Here is a 17173-nt window from a genome sequence, read left to right as displayed (position 1 = left end):
TCAAGCGCTCAGTCACCAGGGCAGCACGCCGTACCCGCCGCCGGCGTCCATCTGGAAGCCCCAGAGCAGCCCGCTCGGCCCGTCGGCCGGCAGGGTCGCCAGGTGCACGCTGACCTCGGCGCCCTGTTCGGCGGTGCGGAAGCCGCTGTTGCCGTTGAGGTCGGTGGCGCAGTAGCCCGGGTTCGCCGCGTTCACAGTGATCGGCGTGTCCCGCAGCTCCTTGGCGTACATGGCGGTGAGCATGTTCAGTGCCGCCTTCGACGACGGGTATGGCACGGAGGTCAGCTCGAACAGCGCACCGTTCGGGTCGGTCATCACGGCGATCGAGCCAACCTCGCTCGACACGTTGACGATCCGGGCGGCCGGTGCCCGGCGCAGCAGCGGCAGCAGCGCGTTGGTCACCGCCACCACCCCGAAGACGTTCGTCTCGTACAGCCGGCGCAGCGTCGCCACGGCCGTCTCGCTGGGTAGCCCCCGAGCGCCGTCGGCGAGGATGATGCCGGCATTGTTGACCAGCACGTCCAGCCGGCCGTACTCCGCCTCCACCCGCTTCGCGGCGGCCGCCACCGACTCGGCGTCGGTGACGTCGAGTGGCAGGAACACCGCGTCCGCGCCGCCGTCGCGCAGCTCCCGCTCCGCGGCCCGACCCCGCTCGGTGTCGCGCGCCCCCACCAGCACGGTCATCCCGAGGGCGCCGAGCTGCCGGGCGGTGGCGAAGCCGATTCCCTTGTTGGCCCCGGTGATCAGGGCGATCATGTTCGTCATGCCGTCGAGCCTCGCCGGGCCGGCCGCGCCCGGGGAGAGCCGGGCCGAGGCTGGGACCTGTGGTACCACCCTCGCCGGCCCGGCCCGGGGCATGCTGGGGACATGACGAGCAGCGGGCTGCAGCGTGACGAACTGGCGGCGTTCCTGCGCACCCGCCGCGCCCGGTTGCGGCCCGCCGAGGTCGGGCTCCCCGAGGGTGAACGCCGACGGACCCCCGGGCTGCGCCGGCAGGAGGTGGCCCAGCTCGCCGGGATGTCGATCGACTACTACATCCGGTTGGAGCAGGGCCGCGGACCGCATCCGTCCCGGCAGGTGCTCGCGTCGATGGCCCGGGCGCTGATGTTGAGCCGGGACGAGCGCGAGTACCTGTTCCGGATCGCCGGGGAGAACCCGCCGCGTACCGTCGGCCCGAGCCGGGAGGTGACGCCCGGACTGCGGCACCTGCTCGATGCCATGACCGAGAGCCCGGCGTACCTCGTCGACGCCGCGTACCACGTGCTGGCCTGGAACCACCTGGCCACGTACTTCGTGGGTGATCTCGCGGCCGTGCCGGACGCAGACCGCAACATGATCCGTTGGACGTTCCGGCAGCCGGTGACCGACGCCCACTGGACCGACGCGGACGCACGCTGCTTCGTGCAGAGCACGGTGGCGGACCTGCGCGCCGCCTACGGTCGCTACCCCGCCGACCCGGCGATCCGCGAGCTGGTCACCGAACTGCTCGGCACCTCGCCCCGGTTCGCCCAGCTGTGGGCCGAACACGACGTCGAGGAGCGGCGTCCGATGATCAAGAAGGTGCCGCACCCCCGCCTGGGGTCGTTGGAGTTCGAGTGCCGGGTGCTGCTGGTGCCGGAGACCGAGCAGCGGCTGATCGTCTACGTCCCCGAGCCCGACTCGCCGACCCAGGCGGTGTTCCGCCGGATCGCCGGCCGCGTCGGCTCCTGACCTCGCCGAAGAGCGCTGTACCTCAGCGTCGACATCGACAGTGAGGTACAGCGCTCACCGGGGCATCACCGCCGACGTGTCGGCGGCTGAGGTCAGTTGGGCAGGTAGGCGAAGGTGTCCGGGTTCGGGCCCTGCCGGCCGGCGTCGCCCTTGTCCAGCGCGGTGATCCGCTCCATCGCCGCGTCGTCCAGCTCGAAGTCGAAGATCCGGGTGTTCTCCTCGATCCGCTTCGGGGTGGTCGACTTCGGGAAGATGATGTCGCCACGCTGCACGTGCCAGCGGAGCACCACCTGCGCCGGGGTCCGGTCGAGCTGCCCGGCGATGTCGACGACCGTGGGGTCGTCGAGCACCTTGCCCTGGGCGATCGGCGACCACGCCTCGGTCAGGATGTTGTGCTCACGGCCGTAGGCGCGGACCTCGTCGTTGGTGAAGTACGGGTGCGCCTCGATCTGGTTGACCGCCGGCACGACGCTCGCCTCGGCGGCCAGCCGCTCCAGGTGTGACACCTGGAAGTTCGACACGCCGATCGAGCGGGCCCGGCCGTCGCGCTGGAACTCCTCCAGCGCCTTCCAGGTCGAGACGTAGTCGCCGTCGTACAGGGTGGGCAGTGGCCAGTGGATCAGGAACAGGTCGATGTAGTCCATCTTCAGCGCCGCGAGCGTCGAGTCGAACGCCCTGCGGGCGTCGTCCGGGCGGTGGAAGGCGTTGCTCAGCTTGCTGGTCACGTAGACCGCGCCCCGGTCCAGGCCGGACATCCGGACCGCCTCGCCGACCTCGGCCTCGTTGCCGTACATCTCGGCGGTGTCGATGTGCCGGTAGCCCACCTCAAGGGCGGTGGTCACCGCCGCGACGGTGTCCTTCGGCTCGATCTGGAACACCCCGAAGCCGAGCTGCGGAATGGTGGTGCCGTCGTTCAGGCTGATGTCGGGAATCGTGTTTGCCACTGCGGCTCCTTCGCGTCTTCGTTACCCGTCATCCATACCCGGGTGGGTGGACGATCCACCGCCCAACCGGGGGTGACGAACGCAACGGCGGACGGGTTCACCCGGTCGTGTCGAACAGCACCGGCCACGGCCGTGCCGCCGGTACCGACGTCGCGGGCGGCGCGGGCGTGACCGGCTCGGCGTCGGCCAGCACCTCCGCGGCGAGTTGGCCGAACATCGCCGCCGCCGGGTGCGCCGCCCGGTCCGGCCAGGCCGCCGAGGTGCGCCTGGCCAGCGGCGCGTCGGTGATCGGCCGCCAGGCCATTCGGGGTTCCCGGCGGGCCACCGCCGCCGGTTCCACGGCCACCCCGCCGCCGGCCAGCACCAGCCCGCAAAGAAACTCCGGGTTGCGGGCCGGACGCACCCGGGCCGGGCGCCACCCGTGCTGCCGGCACACCGCCAGCAGGTGGTCGTGCCAGCCGGGGGCGGTGGCGCGGGGAGCGGCCACCAGATCCAGACCGGCCAGCGACGCCAGCGTCACCTCGCGGTCGCGGGCCAGCGGCGAGGTGCGCGGCAGCAGCACCCCCAGGGGTACGTCGACAGGGGCGCCGAAGCGCAGCCCGTCGGCCGTCACCGGGTGATGCACGAGCCCCACGTCCAGGGTCCGTTCGGTGAGCATCCGCACCTGCTCGGCGGTGGTCAGCTCGTGCAACTCCACGTCCAGGCCGGGCGCCCGGGTGGTGAGCCCGTCCAGCAGTGAGCGCAGCGTCACGGCGGGTGTCTCCGGTGGCACCCCGGCCCGGAGTACGCCCAGCTCACCGGCGCGGATCTGCCCCATCAGGCTGCGGAGTCGACCCTCGCCGGCGAGCAACTCCTCAGCCTCGCCGAGCAGCAGCTCACCGGCGGTGGTGAGGCGCACCTGGCGGCGGGACCTGTCGAACAGCTCGACGGTCAGCTCCCGTTCCAGCCGCTGAATCGACTGGCTCAGTGGCGGCTGGGCCATCCCGAGCAGTTCGGCGGCCCGCCCGAAGTGCAGTTCGTGTGCGACCACCACGAAGTGCCGCAGGTGCCGGAGCAGATCCACGGCCGGGACCCTACGCCAGCGCCGCCACGGCGGCGCTGGATACCGTGCTGCCGTGGACGTGGAGAAACGCATCGGAGCCATCTTCGCCGCCGTCGGGGTGACGGCCAGCCTGCACGTCGTGGACCTGGACGCCGTCGACCTGAGCGCCGTCGAGGGCGGCGGACCGGGCGGCGGTCTTCGGGAGGTCGGTGTGCGGGCCGACGAGCAGGTGGTGATCGCCTCGATCTTCAAGATTCTGCTGGTGTTGGAGTTCGCCCGGCAGGTCGAGGCCGGTCAGCTGGACCCGACCGAGCGGGTGGTGGTCACCGCGGCCGACCGGCTCGGTGGGTGGGGTCTGGCCGGCTGCGCCGACGACGCCGAGGTGTCCCTGCGCGACCTCGCGTACTTCGCCATGTCGGTCACCGACAACACGGCCGCCGACCTGCTGCTGCGCCGGGTTGGCCCGGACCTGCTGCCGATGCTCGCCGTCGAGTTGGGGCTGGCCCGTACCCGGGTCCTCGGTGGCCCTCGGGAACTGGTCGAGATGATGCTCGCCGACGTGGGCGCCCGGACCGAGGCGGAGTTCGCCCGGATCTTCCCCACGCTGCCGGCGGATCGGGTCCGGGCGATGCGGGTCTTCGACCCCGCGCACACCACGTCCAGCACCGCCCGGGAGATCACCCGGCTGCTCACGCTGATCTGGCGGGACGAGGCCGGGCCGGCGGCGGCCTGCGCGATGGTCCGCACCTGGATGGCCCAGCAGATCTTCTGGACCCGGCTGGCCGCCGGTTTCCCGCCCGGCGTCCGGGTCTCCGGAAAGACCGGCACCCTGCCCGGGTTCCACCTGGAGGCCGGGGTCGCCGAATACCCCGACGGCGGCCGGTACGCGATAGCCGTCTTCGCCCGCGCCGAACAGTTGACCCCACGCCGCATCGACGTGGACCTGGCGATGGGGGAGGCCGCCCGGACAGCCGTCGAGGCGCTGCGCGGCAACTGATTTCGTGACACTCCGAGCGTCCCCGCACCCCTTCTGAGCAGTACCGATATCCGCTGACGTATCGAATCCGACGGCGCTTGATCTTGGACCGCTGCCCGGTGCCGCTGGTTGGCTCGTGGTCGACACATCACCCGACCACGGGGAGTAGATCCGCATGCCCAGTCTCGACCGGCGACGCTTCCTGCGCGACGCCGCCGCCACCACCGCCCTGGTCTCCGCCGGTGGCCTCGCCGCCGGTGTTGCCACCCCGGCCCAGGCCGCGCCCTCGACCGCCGCGCCCACGCCGACCGCTCGTCGCAAGGGCGCGGTCAGCTTCCGCTGGTGGGGTACGGCCGGCTGGCGCGTCGACATCGGCGACCGCACCGTCCTCGTCGACCCGTTCCTGAGCCGGATCGACACCGGGCTGTTCACCGGCCCGTTCAGGACCGACACTGCGTTGACGGTGCGCACCGACGTGATCGACCCGCGGGTCGACCGGGCCACGACGGTGCTGGTCACGCACACCCACTGGGACCACTTCATGGACGTGCCGTACATCGCCAAGCGCACCGGTGCGCGGGTGTTCGGCACGCTGACCGCGTACCACCTGGGGTTGGCCTACGGAGTGCCGTCGGCGCAGCTCAGCGCCGTCAAGGGCGGGGAGGTGCTGGACTTCGGCGACCACAGCGTCGAGGTGGTCGGCTCGCTGCACAGCCGCAACCCGTCGTACTCGGTGGCCTTTCCCGGGGTGCGGGTGAGCCCGCCGCCGCAGCCGGCCACCATCGCCGACCTGCCGGAGGGCGACACGCTGGGCTACCTGCTGCGGGTCGACGGCGGCCCGTCGGTCTACTTCACCGGGGCCAGCGACGTCGCCGAGCGGAACCTCACCGGCCTCGCGCCCGACGTGGCGATGGTGGCCATGCAGAACGCCACCACCACCGGGGACTACCTGCCCCGGCTGCTGGCCGGCCTCGACTACCCGAAGGTAGTGGTGCCTGTGCACTACGACAACTTCGAGACGGAGCTGCGGAACCCGCCGCCGGTCGCCCCGACCGACCGCACCCGCCTGAACGAGATGATCGCTGCGGTGCGCCGGATCTCGCCGCGCAGCCGGGTGCTGGTGCCCGAGTACGAGACCGCGTACCACTTCTGAGCAGCGCCGGTGGGGGTCGTCGGGCGGCGACCCCCACAGTGCTCAGGAGGCGCTCAGCTCGGCCAGCGCCCGCACCGACTTCCAGTTGCGGGAGGTGGCCACCACGCCGAGCTTCTTCTCCAGGTACGCGTTGGTGAACTTCGACCGCCCGTAACCGCCGTCGACGTAGTGCAGGAACACCTCCCGGCCGGTCACCGTGAACGACACGTTCTCGGCACCGGGCACGGCCAGTGCGTCCACGGCGGACTTCTGCGGTGCGGTGGCGAGGAAGGCCACAAGCAGCCGGGTCGGGTCGTCCTCCCGGTCGGCGTACGGGTTGCCGCCGGCGATCGCGGCCAACTCCCGGCCGCTGCGCACCAGCACCGGCACCGTCAACGCCAGCTCGTCGGTGAGCGCCCGCCCGATGCCGGCGGCCAGCTTCTCCGCGTCGCGCACAGTGCTGCCGAAGGCCACGTTGCCGCTCTGCAGGTACGTCGTGACGTCCTCGTGCCCGAGGTCGGTGACGATCCGGCGCAGGTCGGCCATCGCCAGCCTGGTGGTGCCGACGTTGACCCCGCGCAGCAGGGCGACGTACCGGGTCATCAAGTCCTCCTCTGTCCACATCGGTACGGCGTCAGCCTAGCGGTGTGAGCGGCTCTGTCGGACGGGATCGATAGGCTTCCAATGCCGGCCGCGACTCAGCGAATCGCCGGCCTTTCCTGGAGGTCAGCTTTGATCCGTTCCCGTTTTGCCGTGGCGATCGCCGTCGCCGCGGCGACGGCGATCGTGGGGCTTCCCACGGCCGCACACGCCGACGAGGTTCCGATCGTCACGTCCGCCCACAGCGACTACGACCTCGATCGGGGCACGTTGCTGGTGTCCATCACGTCACCCAGCGACGTCACCGACGTCCGCGCGCACATCCGCGAGTACAACACCGGGGCGGAGGTCGCCGTTCAGGAGGACTTCTACCTCCAGTCCGGCACCGAGCGTGACGGCGTGTGGCGATCCAACCCGATCGTCCTCGACAAGCTCGGCTACTACCGGGTCGACGTGGAGGTCACCGACGAGGCCGGTCACCACGTCACCCAGACCGATGCCGGCGACCTGGACTACTCGGTGGTCACGTTCTTCGAGAACGTGACGCTGAACCGCACCACTGTGACCTATGAAAACCGCAACGTGACAGTGCGGGGATGGCTCAAGGGTCGCTGGCCGGGCAGCGGCGAGATCAGGTCCCTGGGGAGGTTCCCCATGACGGTGAACGCCGACTTCAGTTGGGACGCGGTCACCACCAGGACCGACGGTTCCTTCACCGGCACGGTCACGATCGGCCGCAAGGACGAGCGGGTGTACGCGACGTACACCTACGACAACGACCACCTCTTCCACGGCTCGTCGCGTTCGGCCGAGACCACCATCGCGATCAACAAGCGGCCGATGCGGATCACCATTGGGGCGGATCGACCCAAGATCCTCAAGGATGAGACGGTCACGGTGAGCGGCCAGCTGACCTGGCGGACGCCGGAGGGTTGGGTGCCAGTGCCCAATGTCCAGCCAGGGGTTTCCCTCTGCTCCAGCGTCGACTACTGCCAGACCTACCTCGGCTCCGCCACCACGGACGCGGACGGTCGATACTCGCTGACCGCCTCGCCGTACCAGAGCGGCCGCCTCCAGGTCGGCTACTCGATGGGCGACGAGTTCGTCAGCCCCGCGATCGCCAGCACGAACGTCGCCGTGCTGCAGCCGGCCGCATTCCGGAACTTCTCGGCGGCCCGGGAGAACGCGACGACGGTGACGCTCAGCGGCGAGATGGAGTTCACCGGCGGTATGTCCCCCGGGACGGTGCCGCTGAAGGTGCAGTTCTCGGCCACCGGTGACGACGGCACCTGGAGCACCCCGGCCACCATCTACGCCGGCGGCAGTTACGACTTCGCCACATCGGTCTACAAGAAGACCGCTGGCTTCTGGCGGGTCGTCTACCCGGGCACTCCGACCGACTTCCAATCCGCGACCAGCGCGTCGGTGTACGTCAGCTGATCGCGGTGAGCGCGGGGGCACCCCTGGCGGGTGCTCCCGCGCCCACCCGTCGGAGCTACCCCGACCGGCCCGGCCCCACCAGGCCCGTCTCGTACGCCACGATGACCAGTTGCGCCCTGTCGCGTACCGCCAGCTTGGTCAGCAGCCGCCCGACGTGCGTCTTGACTGTGGCCTGGCTGAGGTTCAGGTGCGCGGCCAACTCCGCGTTGGACAGGCCCCGGGCGATCAGCGCGAGCACCTCCCGCTCCCGATCGGTCACCCCGTCGAGCTGCCGGGGCAGCGGCCGGGTCGGCTCCGGCTGCCTGGCGAACTCGTCGATCAGCCGGCGGGTCACCGTCGGCGCGAGCAGCCCCTCCCCGGCCGCGACCACCCGAATTCCGGTCAGCAGGTCCGCCGGTGGGGTGTCCTTGAGCAGGAACCCGCTGGCCCCGGCGCGCAGCGCCCCGTAGACGTACTCGTCGAGGTCGAACGTGGTCAGGATGATGACCCGGGTGCCGGCCGTCGCCGGGTCGGCGCAGATCCGCCGGGTCGCCTCGATGCCGTCCATCTCCGGCATCCGGACGTCCATCAGCACCACATCGGGCCGGTGCTGCTCGGTCAACGCGACAGCCTCCACGCCGGTGCCCGCCTCACCGACGGTGGTGCAGTCCGGGCTGAGATCGACCAGCAGCCGGAAACTGCCGCGCAGCAACGCCTGGTCGTCGGCGATCAGCACGCGGATCACGCGGCCACCCGGTAGGGGAGGCTGGCCGTCACCGCGAAGCCGCCGTCGGAGCGCGGGCCGGCGCGGAACTCCCCGCCGTGCAACGCCACCCGTTCCCGCATGCCGATCAACCCGTGCCCCTCCCCGCCGAGCAGGACCGGCCGTTGGCCGTCGTCGGTCACCTCCACCCGCACCTCGTCGGGCAGAACTGTCACAGTGGCCCGGCAGGCGGCCGGCGCCGCGTGCTTCACCACGTTCGTCACCGCCTCCTGCACGATCCGGTACACAGCGAGGCCCACCGAGTCCGGCACCGCGCCGACCGGCTCGTCCCGCCGCACGTCGAGCTGCACGTCGACGCCGCCGATCGCCGCCTGTCGGGCGAGGAGGGGCAACTCGTCCAGTCCGGGTGTCGGCGCGTACGGGCTGTCCTCACGCAACACGCCGAGCACCCGACGTACGTCGGTCAGCGCGGTGCGGCCGGTCTCCTCGATGACCCGCAGCGCGGCGCCCGCCTCGCGCGGGTCGGCCTCGGCGACGTGGTTGGCGACCGCCGCCTTCACCACGATGAGGCTCAGCGTGTGCGCGACCACGTCGTGCAGCTCGCGTGCCACCCGCAACCGCTCCTCGGTGGCGGCCTGACGGACCAACTGGTCACTCTGCCGGCTGGCGAGGGCGCGTCGCTCCCGGATCTGCCAACCGAGCATCCAGGCCGGCGCGACAATGACGGCGGCGTAGACGACAGCGCCGGTCCGCGACCAGAGGTCGCCCGCTGTCAGCACCAGGCCGACGCTCACCAGCGCCAGACAACCGGCGGCGCAGAGCATCGACCGACGCGTCGGCGTCGCCACTGCCACCGTGTAGAAGGACAGGCTGATGGCGAACGCCGGCGCGGCGGCGGCGAAGTTGGGTATCACCGCGGTGATCAGGGAGACGGTGGCGATCGAGCTGATCACGACGGCCACCGTCATCGGCCACCGTCGCCGGACGGCCAACGGCAGCCCGAGGGCCATCCCGACCAGCACCGACACCCAGAGCGGCTCGTGTACGCCGCCGTTCTGCGGCGACTCCAACGCCGCGTACGGGCAGAGCAGCCCACCGACGGCAACAGCCAGCAGGGCGTCCACCGTGTACAGGTCCACCGGCCGCAGTCGTCGGGTCAGCAGGAGAGCGGTCACCCGTGGAACGGTAACGGCCGGGCCGGGTTCGCCGCGTCCGCCTGCGGGTGGTCATCCCGCAGGACGACGCGCTGGCGGTTACGGGCCCCGGAGTCCACCCGCAGGAGGGCCGGAAAGTGCCCGCTCCGGCCCGACGCGCCGTACCCGTCCCATTCGGCACCGTAACGGTCATGACCACAGACACTGTGACCCTGACGGGGCTGCGCGCGGTGTACGGCACCGGAACCCGGCGGGTGGCGGCGCTCGACGGCGTGACCACCGGCTTCGCGAGCGGCACGTTCACTGCGGTGATGGGCCCCTCCGGCTCGGGGAAGTCCACCCTGCTGCACTGCGCGGCGGGGCTGGACCGCCCGACCGAGGGGATCGTCACCATCGACGGCACCAGCCTCAACGACCTCGGTGAGGACGAGCTGACCCGGCTGCGGCGCGACCGGATCGGCTTCGTCTTCCAGGCGTTCAACCTCGTGTCCACGTTGACCGCCGCGCAGAACGTCGAGTTGCCGTCGCGCCTGGCCCGTCGCCGTCCGTCGGCCGGGGACGTGGCCGCCGCGCTCGACGCCGTCGGCCTCGCCGACCGGGCCGGGCACCGGCCGAGTGAGCTGTCCGGCGGGGAGCAGCAACGCGTCGCCGTGGCCCGAGCGTTGCTCACCCGTCCGGCGGTGGTCTTCGCCGACGAGCCGACCGGGGCGTTGGACAGCGCGTCCTCCCGGCAGGTGCTCCGGCTGTTGCGGGCGCTCGTCGACGACCACGGGCAGACGGTGGTGATGGTGACGCACGATCCCGCCGCCGCCGCGTACGCCGATCGGGTCCTCCTGCTCGCCGACGGCCGCGTCGTCGATGAGCTGACCGGCGGGATCACCGCCGCCGCCGTCGCCGCCCGGATCGCCGAGCGCGAGACCGTAGCGGAGTCGTCGTGCTGAGCGTCCGACGGTCGGCCAGCGCGTTCGTGGCCGTCGTCATCGGGGTCACGCTGGTCGCGGCGGCCACAGTGCTGCTCGCCTCCGGCCGTCCGCAGGTGCCGGACCGACTGGCACGGGCCTCGGTCGTGGTGCAGAGCCCCGAGGCAGGTGCGTCAGCTGAGGAGTTCCTGCCGACCCGGCCCTGGTCCGCCAGCGCGGCGGCGGCGCTGGTGGGCAGGCTGTCCGGTCTGCCGGACGTGGTGGCGGCGGTGCCGGACCGCACCTTCTACGCGCAACCGCTCGTCGACGGCCGGCCTTCGGCCGCCGACACCCGGCGGGAGGACGCCCACCAGGGGCACGGCTGGTCCAGCGCCCAACTGGGTGGGCTGCGCCTCACGGCTGACGAGCCACCCCTCCGGCCCGGCGAGGTGGTGGTCGACAGCGCGCTCGGACTGCGCGCCGGCACACCGGTCACCCTGCTGACAGCCGTGGGCCCGGAGTCGTACACGGTCACCGGTCTGGTCGACGGACCGGGTGTCCATGTCGCGGACGAGGTTGCCGCCGCGCTCGCGCCCGGTGTCCGGGCCATCGGCCTGGTGCTCGCCCCGGACGCCGATCCCGAGCGGGTCGCCACTGCGGCTCGCGGAGTGGTCGGCGACGGCGGACAGGTGCTCACCGGCACCGCCCGTGGTGCGCTGGAACCGCGCGGCGACGCCCGTACCCGGTGGATCGGCATGCAGGTGCTCACCGCCACGGCGGCCCTCGCCGGCTTCGTCACGGTGTTCGTGGTCGCCTCCACCTTCGCGTTCACCATCACGCAGCGCCGCCGTGAGCTGGGCCTGCTGCGCGCCGTCGGCGCCACCGGACGCCAGGTCCGTCGCATGGTGTACGCCGAGGCGCTCGCCGTCGGCGTCTCGGCGGGACTCGTCGGCCTGCTGGTGGGCGCGGCGCTCGCCCCGTTGCTGGGTCGGCTGCTGGTTGACGTCGGCTACGAACCGTCGACCTTCCGGGTCCGCTACGAACTCTGGCCGGTGGCGGTCTCGCTCGCCGCCGGGCCGGTGATCGCGTTGCTGGCCGTCTGGTCGGCGTCCCGCCGGGCGGCGCGAATCCGTCCGTTGGAGGCGTTACGCGAGGCTGCTGTGGAACAGCGACCGATCGGGCGGCTGCGCGCCGCCACCGGGGTGCTGCTCCTCACGGCGGGGGCCGCGCTCAGTCTCGCCACGGCGACCTCCGACGAGGCGCGGGTGGGGGCGCAGTACGCGCTCTACGCGGTGATGGCGCTGGTGGCCGGCACCACAGTGCTCGCCCCGGTGGTGGTCGGTCCGCTGGTGTGGCTGCTGCGTTCTCCGCTGCGTCGGCCCGGTGGCGCGATCGGCATGCTGGTCCGGGGCGGGGCGTTGACCGCGACCCGCCGGACCGCCGCCGTCGCCGCGCCGGTGCTGCTCACCGTCGCATTCGCGGTGCTGGTGTCCGGGATGGTGCGCACCAGCACCGCCGCGTACGCGGCGGGACGGGCGGACAACGTGAACGCCGGCTGGGTCGTCGTGCCGGACCGCGCACCCGGCCTGTCCGACCGGGCCGTCGCCGCGACCGGCGGGACCGCGCTCCTGCCGACCACCGTCTACCGCACCGACCCCGGAACGTCGCCACCGGACCGGCCGATGACAGCGCTCGGCGTGGATCCGGAGGGCTTCGCCGCCGCGAACCGGGTGCTCACCGTCGTCGCCGGTTCGCTGAACGACCTGAGGGGCGGCGACACCGTGGTGGTCACCGCCTCGGCGAACCGGCTGCCGTCCGAGCCGTACCCGGTGGTCTTCGCCGACGGGACGACTGTGTCGTTGCGCGTCGTCGCGGTGGTCGACGACACCTCGATCCCCGGTGACCTGCTCGTGCCCCGGGCCGTGGTGCGGGCGCACGACCCGTCCGCGCTGACGTCCACCGTGTACGTGCGGGACCGCATCGATCCCCCGGTCGGCGCGCGGATCCTCGACGTCCCGGCCTGGGCGGCCGAGGCGGACGCCGCCGAGGACCGCCTCGTCTGGCTCTTCACGCTGCTGCTGATCGGGGTGTCCGCCGGCTACGGGGCCATCGCGGTGGCCAACACGCTGCTGCTGGCCGCCGCCGGCCGCGCCGCGGACCTGCGGCTGATCCGGCTGGCGGGGGCGACCCGACGGCAGGTCATCTGGCTGGTCACCGCGGAGTCCGCCCTGGTGGTCCTGATCGGCGCGCTGCTGGGCGGGGCTGTCGCGTTCGTCGGGCTGCTCAGCATCAGCGCGGGCCTCGCCGAGCAGGTCGGTGCCCCCGTCGACCTGGTGATGCCGTGGTCGGTGGTCGCCGGGGTGGTGGGGCTGTGCCTGCTGCTCGCGGTGCTGTCCAGTGTGTTGCCGACGTGGCGGCTGTTGCGCCACCGTCCCGCCCGGTCACCGGTCGGCCTCGTCGGATGACCGTGCCCCCCGCGCGGCCGAAGGGCCCGCTACCGTCCACTGATGCGATCCGCGCGCCCGGTCGGGCTGCTCCTCTCCGCCGCCGCCGTCGTGCTCTGGGCGTACGGCATGACCACCTGGCAGCCGCTGACCGAGCCGCTCGGCCCGTGGTCGGAGAGCCTGCCGGGCAACAACGCCTACTGGGCGCGCGACCTGCGGTTCATCGCGATCATGGCGGTGCCGCTCGGGTTGGTGCTGGCCGGCCGGGGGCAGTTGCGCTGGAGTCAACCGGCGGTGGCGCTCGGTGGCTGCTGGGTCGCCGCCGACATAGCGATCGACCGGGCCGACCCGTCCGGCATCGAGGCGACCGTGCTGCTCGCCGTCGCCGGTTGCGGCGTGCTCGGCGTGCTCGCGACGGTTCTGCTGTGGCGGGAGCGTGGCAGGCCGCTGGCCGCCGATCGGAAGAGGCTGACCGGTACGGCCTGCCTGGCCGGGGTGCTGATGCTGGTGGCTGTCGGGATCGAGTCACCAACCGACCGGGAGCCGGAGCTGAACCAGGGCGCCCTGGCCACCGCGGCGCTGCTGGTGGCAGTGGCCGTCGGTGCCGCGCTGGCGGCGGCTCCGGCGCGGACCCGGGCTCGCGTCGGGCTGGCGCTCGGTCTCACCGTGGTGGCGTTGCTCGGCGTCGGGCTGGTCCGTGCCGCCGCGCCCGGCACACGACTGCTGCCGGAGGCCGCTCTCGGGGCGGTGCTGCTCACCGGGGTCACCCTGCTGGCATGGGACTGGCCGGGCGGTCGGCCGATCTGGTGGCACCACGCCCTGGCCGCTCTCATCGCGTTGGTGGGCCCGCTGGTGTTCCTGGTGGCAATTGCCGTACCCATCATGATCCTGCTGCCGATCGGCGCGACGTTCACCGCGCTCGCCGGCAACAGCCCGATCAACGCCGCGGATTCCGACGTGCTGCTGTCCCTGTTCGGGCTGCTCTCCGGGCTTGCGATGTCCCTGCTGCTGGCTCGGCCGAGGGTCGAGGACCGTCGGCTGCTCCGCTAGCTCACTCGACGACCGGCAGCACCACCTCGTTGCGGCGCAGGAACCACGGCTTCCACGGCGGGTCGAAGCGCGCGTACCGGATGGCGCCGGTCGGTTGCAGCCCGGCCGCGGTCACCGACCGGCCGAGCATCGTGGCCCGCTGGCTGAACGCCTGCTCCGTCCACCGCCCGGAGAACCGCATCGCCGCCGCCAGCCGCGCCGGAACCGCGCGGATCCGCACCCGCGCATCCACCGGCTCGGGCACTGTGGCGGCGGTGAAGCTGGCCGGCATGACGAACTGGATCAGGTACGCGCCCGGCCACTCACCCTCGATCTGCACCACCGGCACGGTCATGGCGATCTTCTCCGAACCGCTGGCCGCCGCCATCGCGGGCGCGGCGGAGCCGATCGGGTGCCGGGCCCGATTGGCACCGCCGATGTACGCGGCCAGCGGCCGGAACGCCTCGATCGGCGCCCTGGTGAACGACGCCTGGATCTGCATCTCGGCCACCAGGTGGGCGGGGTACCGACGCAGCTCGAAGCCGGGGTGTCGGGACACCACCCGGTACGGCTGCTGTTCGGTCATCGCGCGGCTCCCACTGTCTGCTGGGACAGACGCTACCGCCCGTCCGCCTCCCGCTCGGCCGAAGTCGGCCGCTCCGGCCCGGAGGCGAGGGCCCGGGTGGTCAACCGCCAGTATTGCCGCTTGCCCTCGTCGCGCAGCACCACCCCGATCTGCCCCAGCTCGCGGCGCAACTCCCGGGTGTCGTCGCGGCGGTCCCGCTCGATGGCCCGGTCCCGGGCGCGCAGCAGCGCGTCCGCGCCGGCCGGCAACCCGGGCAGGTCCGGAACCCACAGCCGGTACGCCGACCGGTGCGGGTCGTCGTCCGCCCAGCCCCAGCCGTGCTCCCGGAACGCCGCGGCCAGTTGGGCGGCCGGCAGGTCCGTCGACTCCCGGACCAGTTCCGCGCCGTCGGCGTCCAGCAGCACCAGATGTTTGTTGGCGAGGAAGACCACCCGGGTGTCGACCCGGGCGATGGTCCGGTTCTCATCAGAGCGGCGCAGCTGGACCTGCGCCCCGTCGACCGTGACGATCAGCCGTTCGGCGGTGCCGATCCCGGCGATGACCAGGCCGGCCAGGACGCCCACCCCGATGGTGGCGGCGGTGGCCTGCGGCTCGGGCAGCCGGTCCAACCACTCGATCAGGTCGCTGAACGGCACCCAGGGCAGCCGGGCGAGCCAGCCCGTCGCCGCCGCGAGGAGCCATCCGGCGCCCGCGCCGAGCAGCGGGAAGCCACCCCACATGACCGCCAGCTCCAGCGGGCCGCCGCTGACCACAGTGCGCGGACGGTAGCGGGCCACGTCCATGGTCAGGACACCTCGCGGCGCAGCGTCCGGAACAGGCCGGCGGCCAGCGGGAGGACCATCCAGACCAGCAGGGAGACCGCTACCCGGCCCCACTGCTCGCCGGTGACGGCGTCGCTGCTGAACAGCGGTTCCATGGTCTTGCTGGTGTCCAGCCATTCGGACGGACCGCGCAGCGGCTTGACCATCTCGCCGAGCACCCCCCACAGGGTGGGCAGCAGCAGGTAGCCGACGATCGCCAGCGGCGGGTTGAGCAGCAGCAGACCGAAGGCGGCGCCCATCAGCACGCTGGTGACCTGGAGGATCCCCGCGTTCAGGACCAGCGACCAGTCGAACTGCCAGGTGCCCGCCCCGCCGGTGGCGGACGCCACCAGCGTGCCGACGGCGGCGACGGCGAGACTGGCCAGCACCGAGGCGAGCGCGGTCAGTGACACGGCGATCAGCTTCGCGGCGACCACCCGCTCCCGGCGGGGCACCAGGGCGTACGTGGTGAGTGCGGTGCGCTGCGACCACTCACTGGTGATCGACAGGATGCCCAGGACCGGCAGCAGCACCGACACCGGTAGCAGCGAGGGGACGAAGAAGTTGAGGAAGGTCTGGTCGGCGTCCCCGGCGTAGATCAGTTGCAGGGTGACGATCGCGGCGGTGACCAGACCGATGGTGATCATCAGCCAGCGACCGGCCCGGGTGTCGACGAGCTTGCGCACCTCCACGGCGGTGAGCCGGAGCAGCGACGGTCGGCGTACCGCAGTGTGCTGCCGGGGTGCGACGGCACCGGCGGCGGGCGCGGTGGTGGTGGTCATCGGACGGCCTCCTTGGTCGATTCGCCGGCGGTCAGGGTGAGGAAGAGCTGTTCCAGTCCGCCGCCGCTGGCGGGGCGCAGCTCGGCCAACGCGACGCCGGCATCGGCGGCGGCCTGGCCGACCGCCTCGGCGTCGGCCTGCACGAGCAGCCCCTCCGAGCTGTCGGCGGCGCTCAGGTTGGCCACCTCCAGCGCCCGGCGCAGCGCCGCACTGTCGCGGGCCCGGACCACGGTGCCGCCGCCGGCCAGCAACTCGTTCTTGTCGCCCTGGGCCACGATCCGGCCACCCCCGATAACCACCAGCCGGTCCGCGACCGCCTCCACCTCGCGCAGCAGGTGGGAGGAGAGCAGCACGGTGCCGCCCCGGTCGGCGAAGTCGCGCAGCAGGCCGCGCATCCAGAAGATCCCCTCCGGGTCCAGGCCGTTGGCCGGCTCGTCGAGGATCAACACCCGGGGGTCGCCGAGCAGCGCGTGCGCCAGCCCGAGCCGTTGGCGCATTCCCAGCGAGTACGCCCGTACCCGACGCTTCGCGGCCACCGCGTTCAACCCGACCAGGTCGAGCTTCGCGGCGACCTCGCGCCGGTCCAGACCCATCGTGTACGCGGACAGCGTCAACGCCTCGCGGCCGGTGCGCCCGGCGTGCTGGGCGGAGGCGTCCAGCAACACCCCGACCTCCCGCCCCGGGTTGGGCAGCTCCCGGTACGGGTGCCCGGAGACGGTGGCGCGGCCGGCGGTCGGCGCGGTCAGCCCGCAGATCATGCGCATGGTGGTCGACTTGCCGGCCCCGTTGGGTCCGAGGAAGCCGGTGACGGTGCCCGGCTGGCACTGGAACGACACGTCGTCCACGGCCGGGTGTGGCCCGTATCGCTTGGTGAGGTTCTCTACGGTGATCATGCGGTTGAGCCTGCCCGCGCCACCCGGCCATCCGCTGCG

General features: G+C 72.4%; 17 protein-coding genes. 7 read left to right on the top strand and 10 right to left on the bottom strand.

Annotated features, from left to right (window positions below; genetic code table 11):
• Positions 1-12 precede the first annotated feature (12 nt).
• Positions 13-765, bottom strand: coding sequence for an SDR family oxidoreductase (locus AB0K35_RS22050; protein ID WP_363887187.1), 753 nt, complete (start codon positions 763-765; stop codon positions 13-15).
• 102 nt (positions 766-867) lie between these two features.
• Here AB0K35_RS22050 and AB0K35_RS22045 point away from each other — a divergent pair, with 102 nt between their 5' ends.
• The gene (locus tag AB0K35_RS22045; RefSeq protein ID WP_238666520.1) at positions 868-1710 is read left to right on the top strand and encodes a helix-turn-helix transcriptional regulator; all 843 of its coding nucleotides are present in this window, start codon (positions 868-870) and stop codon (positions 1708-1710) included.
• Between the two features lie 92 nt (positions 1711-1802).
• On the opposite strand, the gene AB0K35_RS22040 is transcribed toward AB0K35_RS22045, so the two are convergent.
• Positions 1803-2654 (bottom strand): aldo/keto reductase, encoded by an 852-nt coding sequence (locus AB0K35_RS22040; RefSeq protein ID WP_238666519.1) that lies wholly within the window; start codon positions 2652-2654, stop codon positions 1803-1805.
• Between the two features lie 97 nt (positions 2655-2751).
• Entirely contained in the window at positions 2752-3717 is a 966-nt protein-coding gene (locus tag AB0K35_RS22035; protein ID WP_238666518.1) for a LysR family transcriptional regulator, read from the bottom strand.
• Positions 3718-3769: 52 nt separating this feature from the next.
• Here AB0K35_RS22035 and AB0K35_RS22030 point away from each other — a divergent pair, with 52 nt between their 5' ends.
• The gene (locus AB0K35_RS22030; RefSeq protein WP_238666517.1) at positions 3770-4693 is read left to right on the top strand and encodes a serine hydrolase; all 924 of its coding nucleotides are present in this window, start codon (positions 3770-3772) and stop codon (positions 4691-4693) included.
• Between the two features lie 154 nt (positions 4694-4847).
• Positions 4848-5825 carry an MBL fold metallo-hydrolase gene (locus AB0K35_RS22025; protein ID WP_238666516.1) on the top strand — a complete coding sequence of 326 codons (978 nt, stop codon included), beginning with the start codon at positions 4848-4850 and terminating at the stop codon, positions 5823-5825.
• A gap of 42 nt (positions 5826-5867) precedes the next feature.
• Here the strand turns inward: AB0K35_RS22025 and AB0K35_RS22020 are convergent, their stop codons facing one another.
• The gene (locus AB0K35_RS22020; protein WP_363887185.1) at positions 5868-6407 is read right to left on the bottom strand and encodes a DUF1697 domain-containing protein; all 540 of its coding nucleotides are present in this window, start codon (positions 6405-6407) and stop codon (positions 5868-5870) included.
• Between the two features lie 150 nt (positions 6408-6557).
• Here AB0K35_RS22020 and AB0K35_RS22015 point away from each other — a divergent pair, with 150 nt between their 5' ends.
• Positions 6558-7844 carry a hypothetical protein gene (locus tag AB0K35_RS22015; RefSeq protein ID WP_363887182.1) on the top strand — a complete coding sequence of 429 codons (1287 nt, stop codon included), beginning with the start codon at positions 6558-6560 and terminating at the stop codon, positions 7842-7844.
• 55 nt (positions 7845-7899) lie between these two features.
• On the opposite strand, the gene AB0K35_RS22010 is transcribed toward AB0K35_RS22015, so the two are convergent.
• Positions 7900-8568, bottom strand: coding sequence for a response regulator transcription factor (locus AB0K35_RS22010; protein WP_238666513.1), 669 nt, complete (start codon positions 8566-8568; stop codon positions 7900-7902).
• The gene (locus tag AB0K35_RS22005; protein WP_238666512.1) at positions 8565-9722 is read right to left on the bottom strand and encodes a sensor histidine kinase; all 1158 of its coding nucleotides are present in this window, start codon (positions 9720-9722) and stop codon (positions 8565-8567) included. Before AB0K35_RS22005 ends, AB0K35_RS22010 begins: the two co-directional genes overlap by 4 nt.
• 170 nt (positions 9723-9892) lie before the next feature.
• Between AB0K35_RS22005 and AB0K35_RS22000 the strand changes: the two genes are divergently transcribed.
• From AB0K35_RS22000 to AB0K35_RS21990, 3 genes are read left to right on the top strand one after another with little or no spacing between them, the layout of a single operon-like run.
• Positions 9893-10642, top strand: a complete 750-nt coding sequence (locus AB0K35_RS22000; RefSeq protein ID WP_238666511.1) for an ABC transporter ATP-binding protein — start codon at positions 9893-9895, stop codon at positions 10640-10642.
• The gene (locus tag AB0K35_RS21995) at positions 10636-13065 is read left to right on the top strand and encodes an ABC transporter permease (protein WP_363887179.1); all 2430 of its coding nucleotides are present in this window, start codon (positions 10636-10638) and stop codon (positions 13063-13065) included. Before AB0K35_RS22000 ends, AB0K35_RS21995 begins: the two co-directional genes overlap by 7 nt.
• A 42-nt stretch (positions 13066-13107) precedes the next feature.
• Complete coding sequence (locus tag AB0K35_RS21990) at positions 13108-14094, top strand: hypothetical protein (protein WP_238666509.1); 987 nt, start codon at positions 13108-13110, stop codon at positions 14092-14094.
• A 1-nt stretch (position 14095) separates the two neighbouring features.
• Here AB0K35_RS21990 and AB0K35_RS21985 read toward each other — a convergent pair whose 3' ends face one another.
• From AB0K35_RS21985 to AB0K35_RS21970, 4 genes are read right to left on the bottom strand one after another with little or no spacing between them, the layout of a single operon-like run.
• On the bottom strand, positions 14096-14659 hold the full coding sequence (locus tag AB0K35_RS21985) for a heme-binding protein (protein WP_238666508.1): 564 nt from the start codon (positions 14657-14659) through the stop codon (positions 14096-14098).
• A 32-nt stretch (positions 14660-14691) separates the two neighbouring features.
• Positions 14692-15441, bottom strand: a complete 750-nt coding sequence (locus AB0K35_RS21980) for a hypothetical protein (RefSeq protein WP_363887176.1) — start codon at positions 15439-15441, stop codon at positions 14692-14694.
• 2 nt (positions 15442-15443) lie between these two features.
• The gene (locus tag AB0K35_RS21975; RefSeq protein WP_238666506.1) at positions 15444-16241 is read right to left on the bottom strand and encodes an ABC transporter permease; all 798 of its coding nucleotides are present in this window, start codon (positions 16239-16241) and stop codon (positions 15444-15446) included.
• Positions 16238-17134, bottom strand: a complete 897-nt coding sequence (locus AB0K35_RS21970; RefSeq protein WP_238666505.1) for an ATP-binding cassette domain-containing protein — start codon at positions 17132-17134, stop codon at positions 16238-16240. The genes AB0K35_RS21975 and AB0K35_RS21970 overlap by 4 nt, the downstream gene beginning before the upstream one ends.
• Between the last annotated feature and the right edge of the window lie 39 nt (positions 17135-17173).

Origin of the sequence: Micromonospora sp. NPDC053740, assembly GCF_040677775.1 — a bacterium.
Classification (GTDB): Bacteria; Actinomycetota; Actinomycetes; order Mycobacteriales; family Micromonosporaceae; genus Micromonospora; species Micromonospora alfalfae.
This window is presented reverse-complemented; position numbering and strand designations above follow the sequence as displayed.

Coding starts and splice junctions, on each gene's coding strand:
- AB0K35_RS22050 (WP_363887187.1), bottom strand. CDS start 765: ATGACGAACATGATCGCCCTGATCACCGGGGCCAACAAGGGAATCGGC.
- AB0K35_RS22045 (WP_238666520.1), top strand. CDS start 868: ATGACGAGCAGCGGGCTGCAGCGTGACGAACTGGCGGCGTTCCTGCGC.
- AB0K35_RS22025 (WP_238666516.1), top strand. CDS start 4,848: ATGCCCAGTCTCGACCGGCGACGCTTCCTGCGCGACGCCGCCGCCACC.
- AB0K35_RS22020 (WP_363887185.1), bottom strand. CDS start 6,407: ATGACCCGGTACGTCGCCCTGCTGCGCGGGGTCAACGTCGGCACCACC.
- AB0K35_RS22000 (WP_238666511.1), top strand. CDS start 9,893: ATGACCACAGACACTGTGACCCTGACGGGGCTGCGCGCGGTGTACGGC.
- AB0K35_RS21990 (WP_238666509.1), top strand. CDS start 13,108: ATGCGATCCGCGCGCCCGGTCGGGCTGCTCCTCTCCGCCGCCGCCGTC.
- AB0K35_RS21985 (WP_238666508.1), bottom strand. CDS start 14,659: ATGACCGAACAGCAGCCGTACCGGGTGGTGTCCCGACACCCCGGCTTC.
- AB0K35_RS21980 (WP_363887176.1), bottom strand. CDS start 15,441: ATGGACGTGGCCCGCTACCGTCCGCGCACTGTGGTCAGCGGCGGCCCG.
- AB0K35_RS21975 (WP_238666506.1), bottom strand. CDS start 16,241: ATGACCACCACCACCGCGCCCGCCGCCGGTGCCGTCGCACCCCGGCAG.
- AB0K35_RS21970 (WP_238666505.1), bottom strand. CDS start 17,134: ATGATCACCGTAGAGAACCTCACCAAGCGATACGGGCCACACCCGGCC.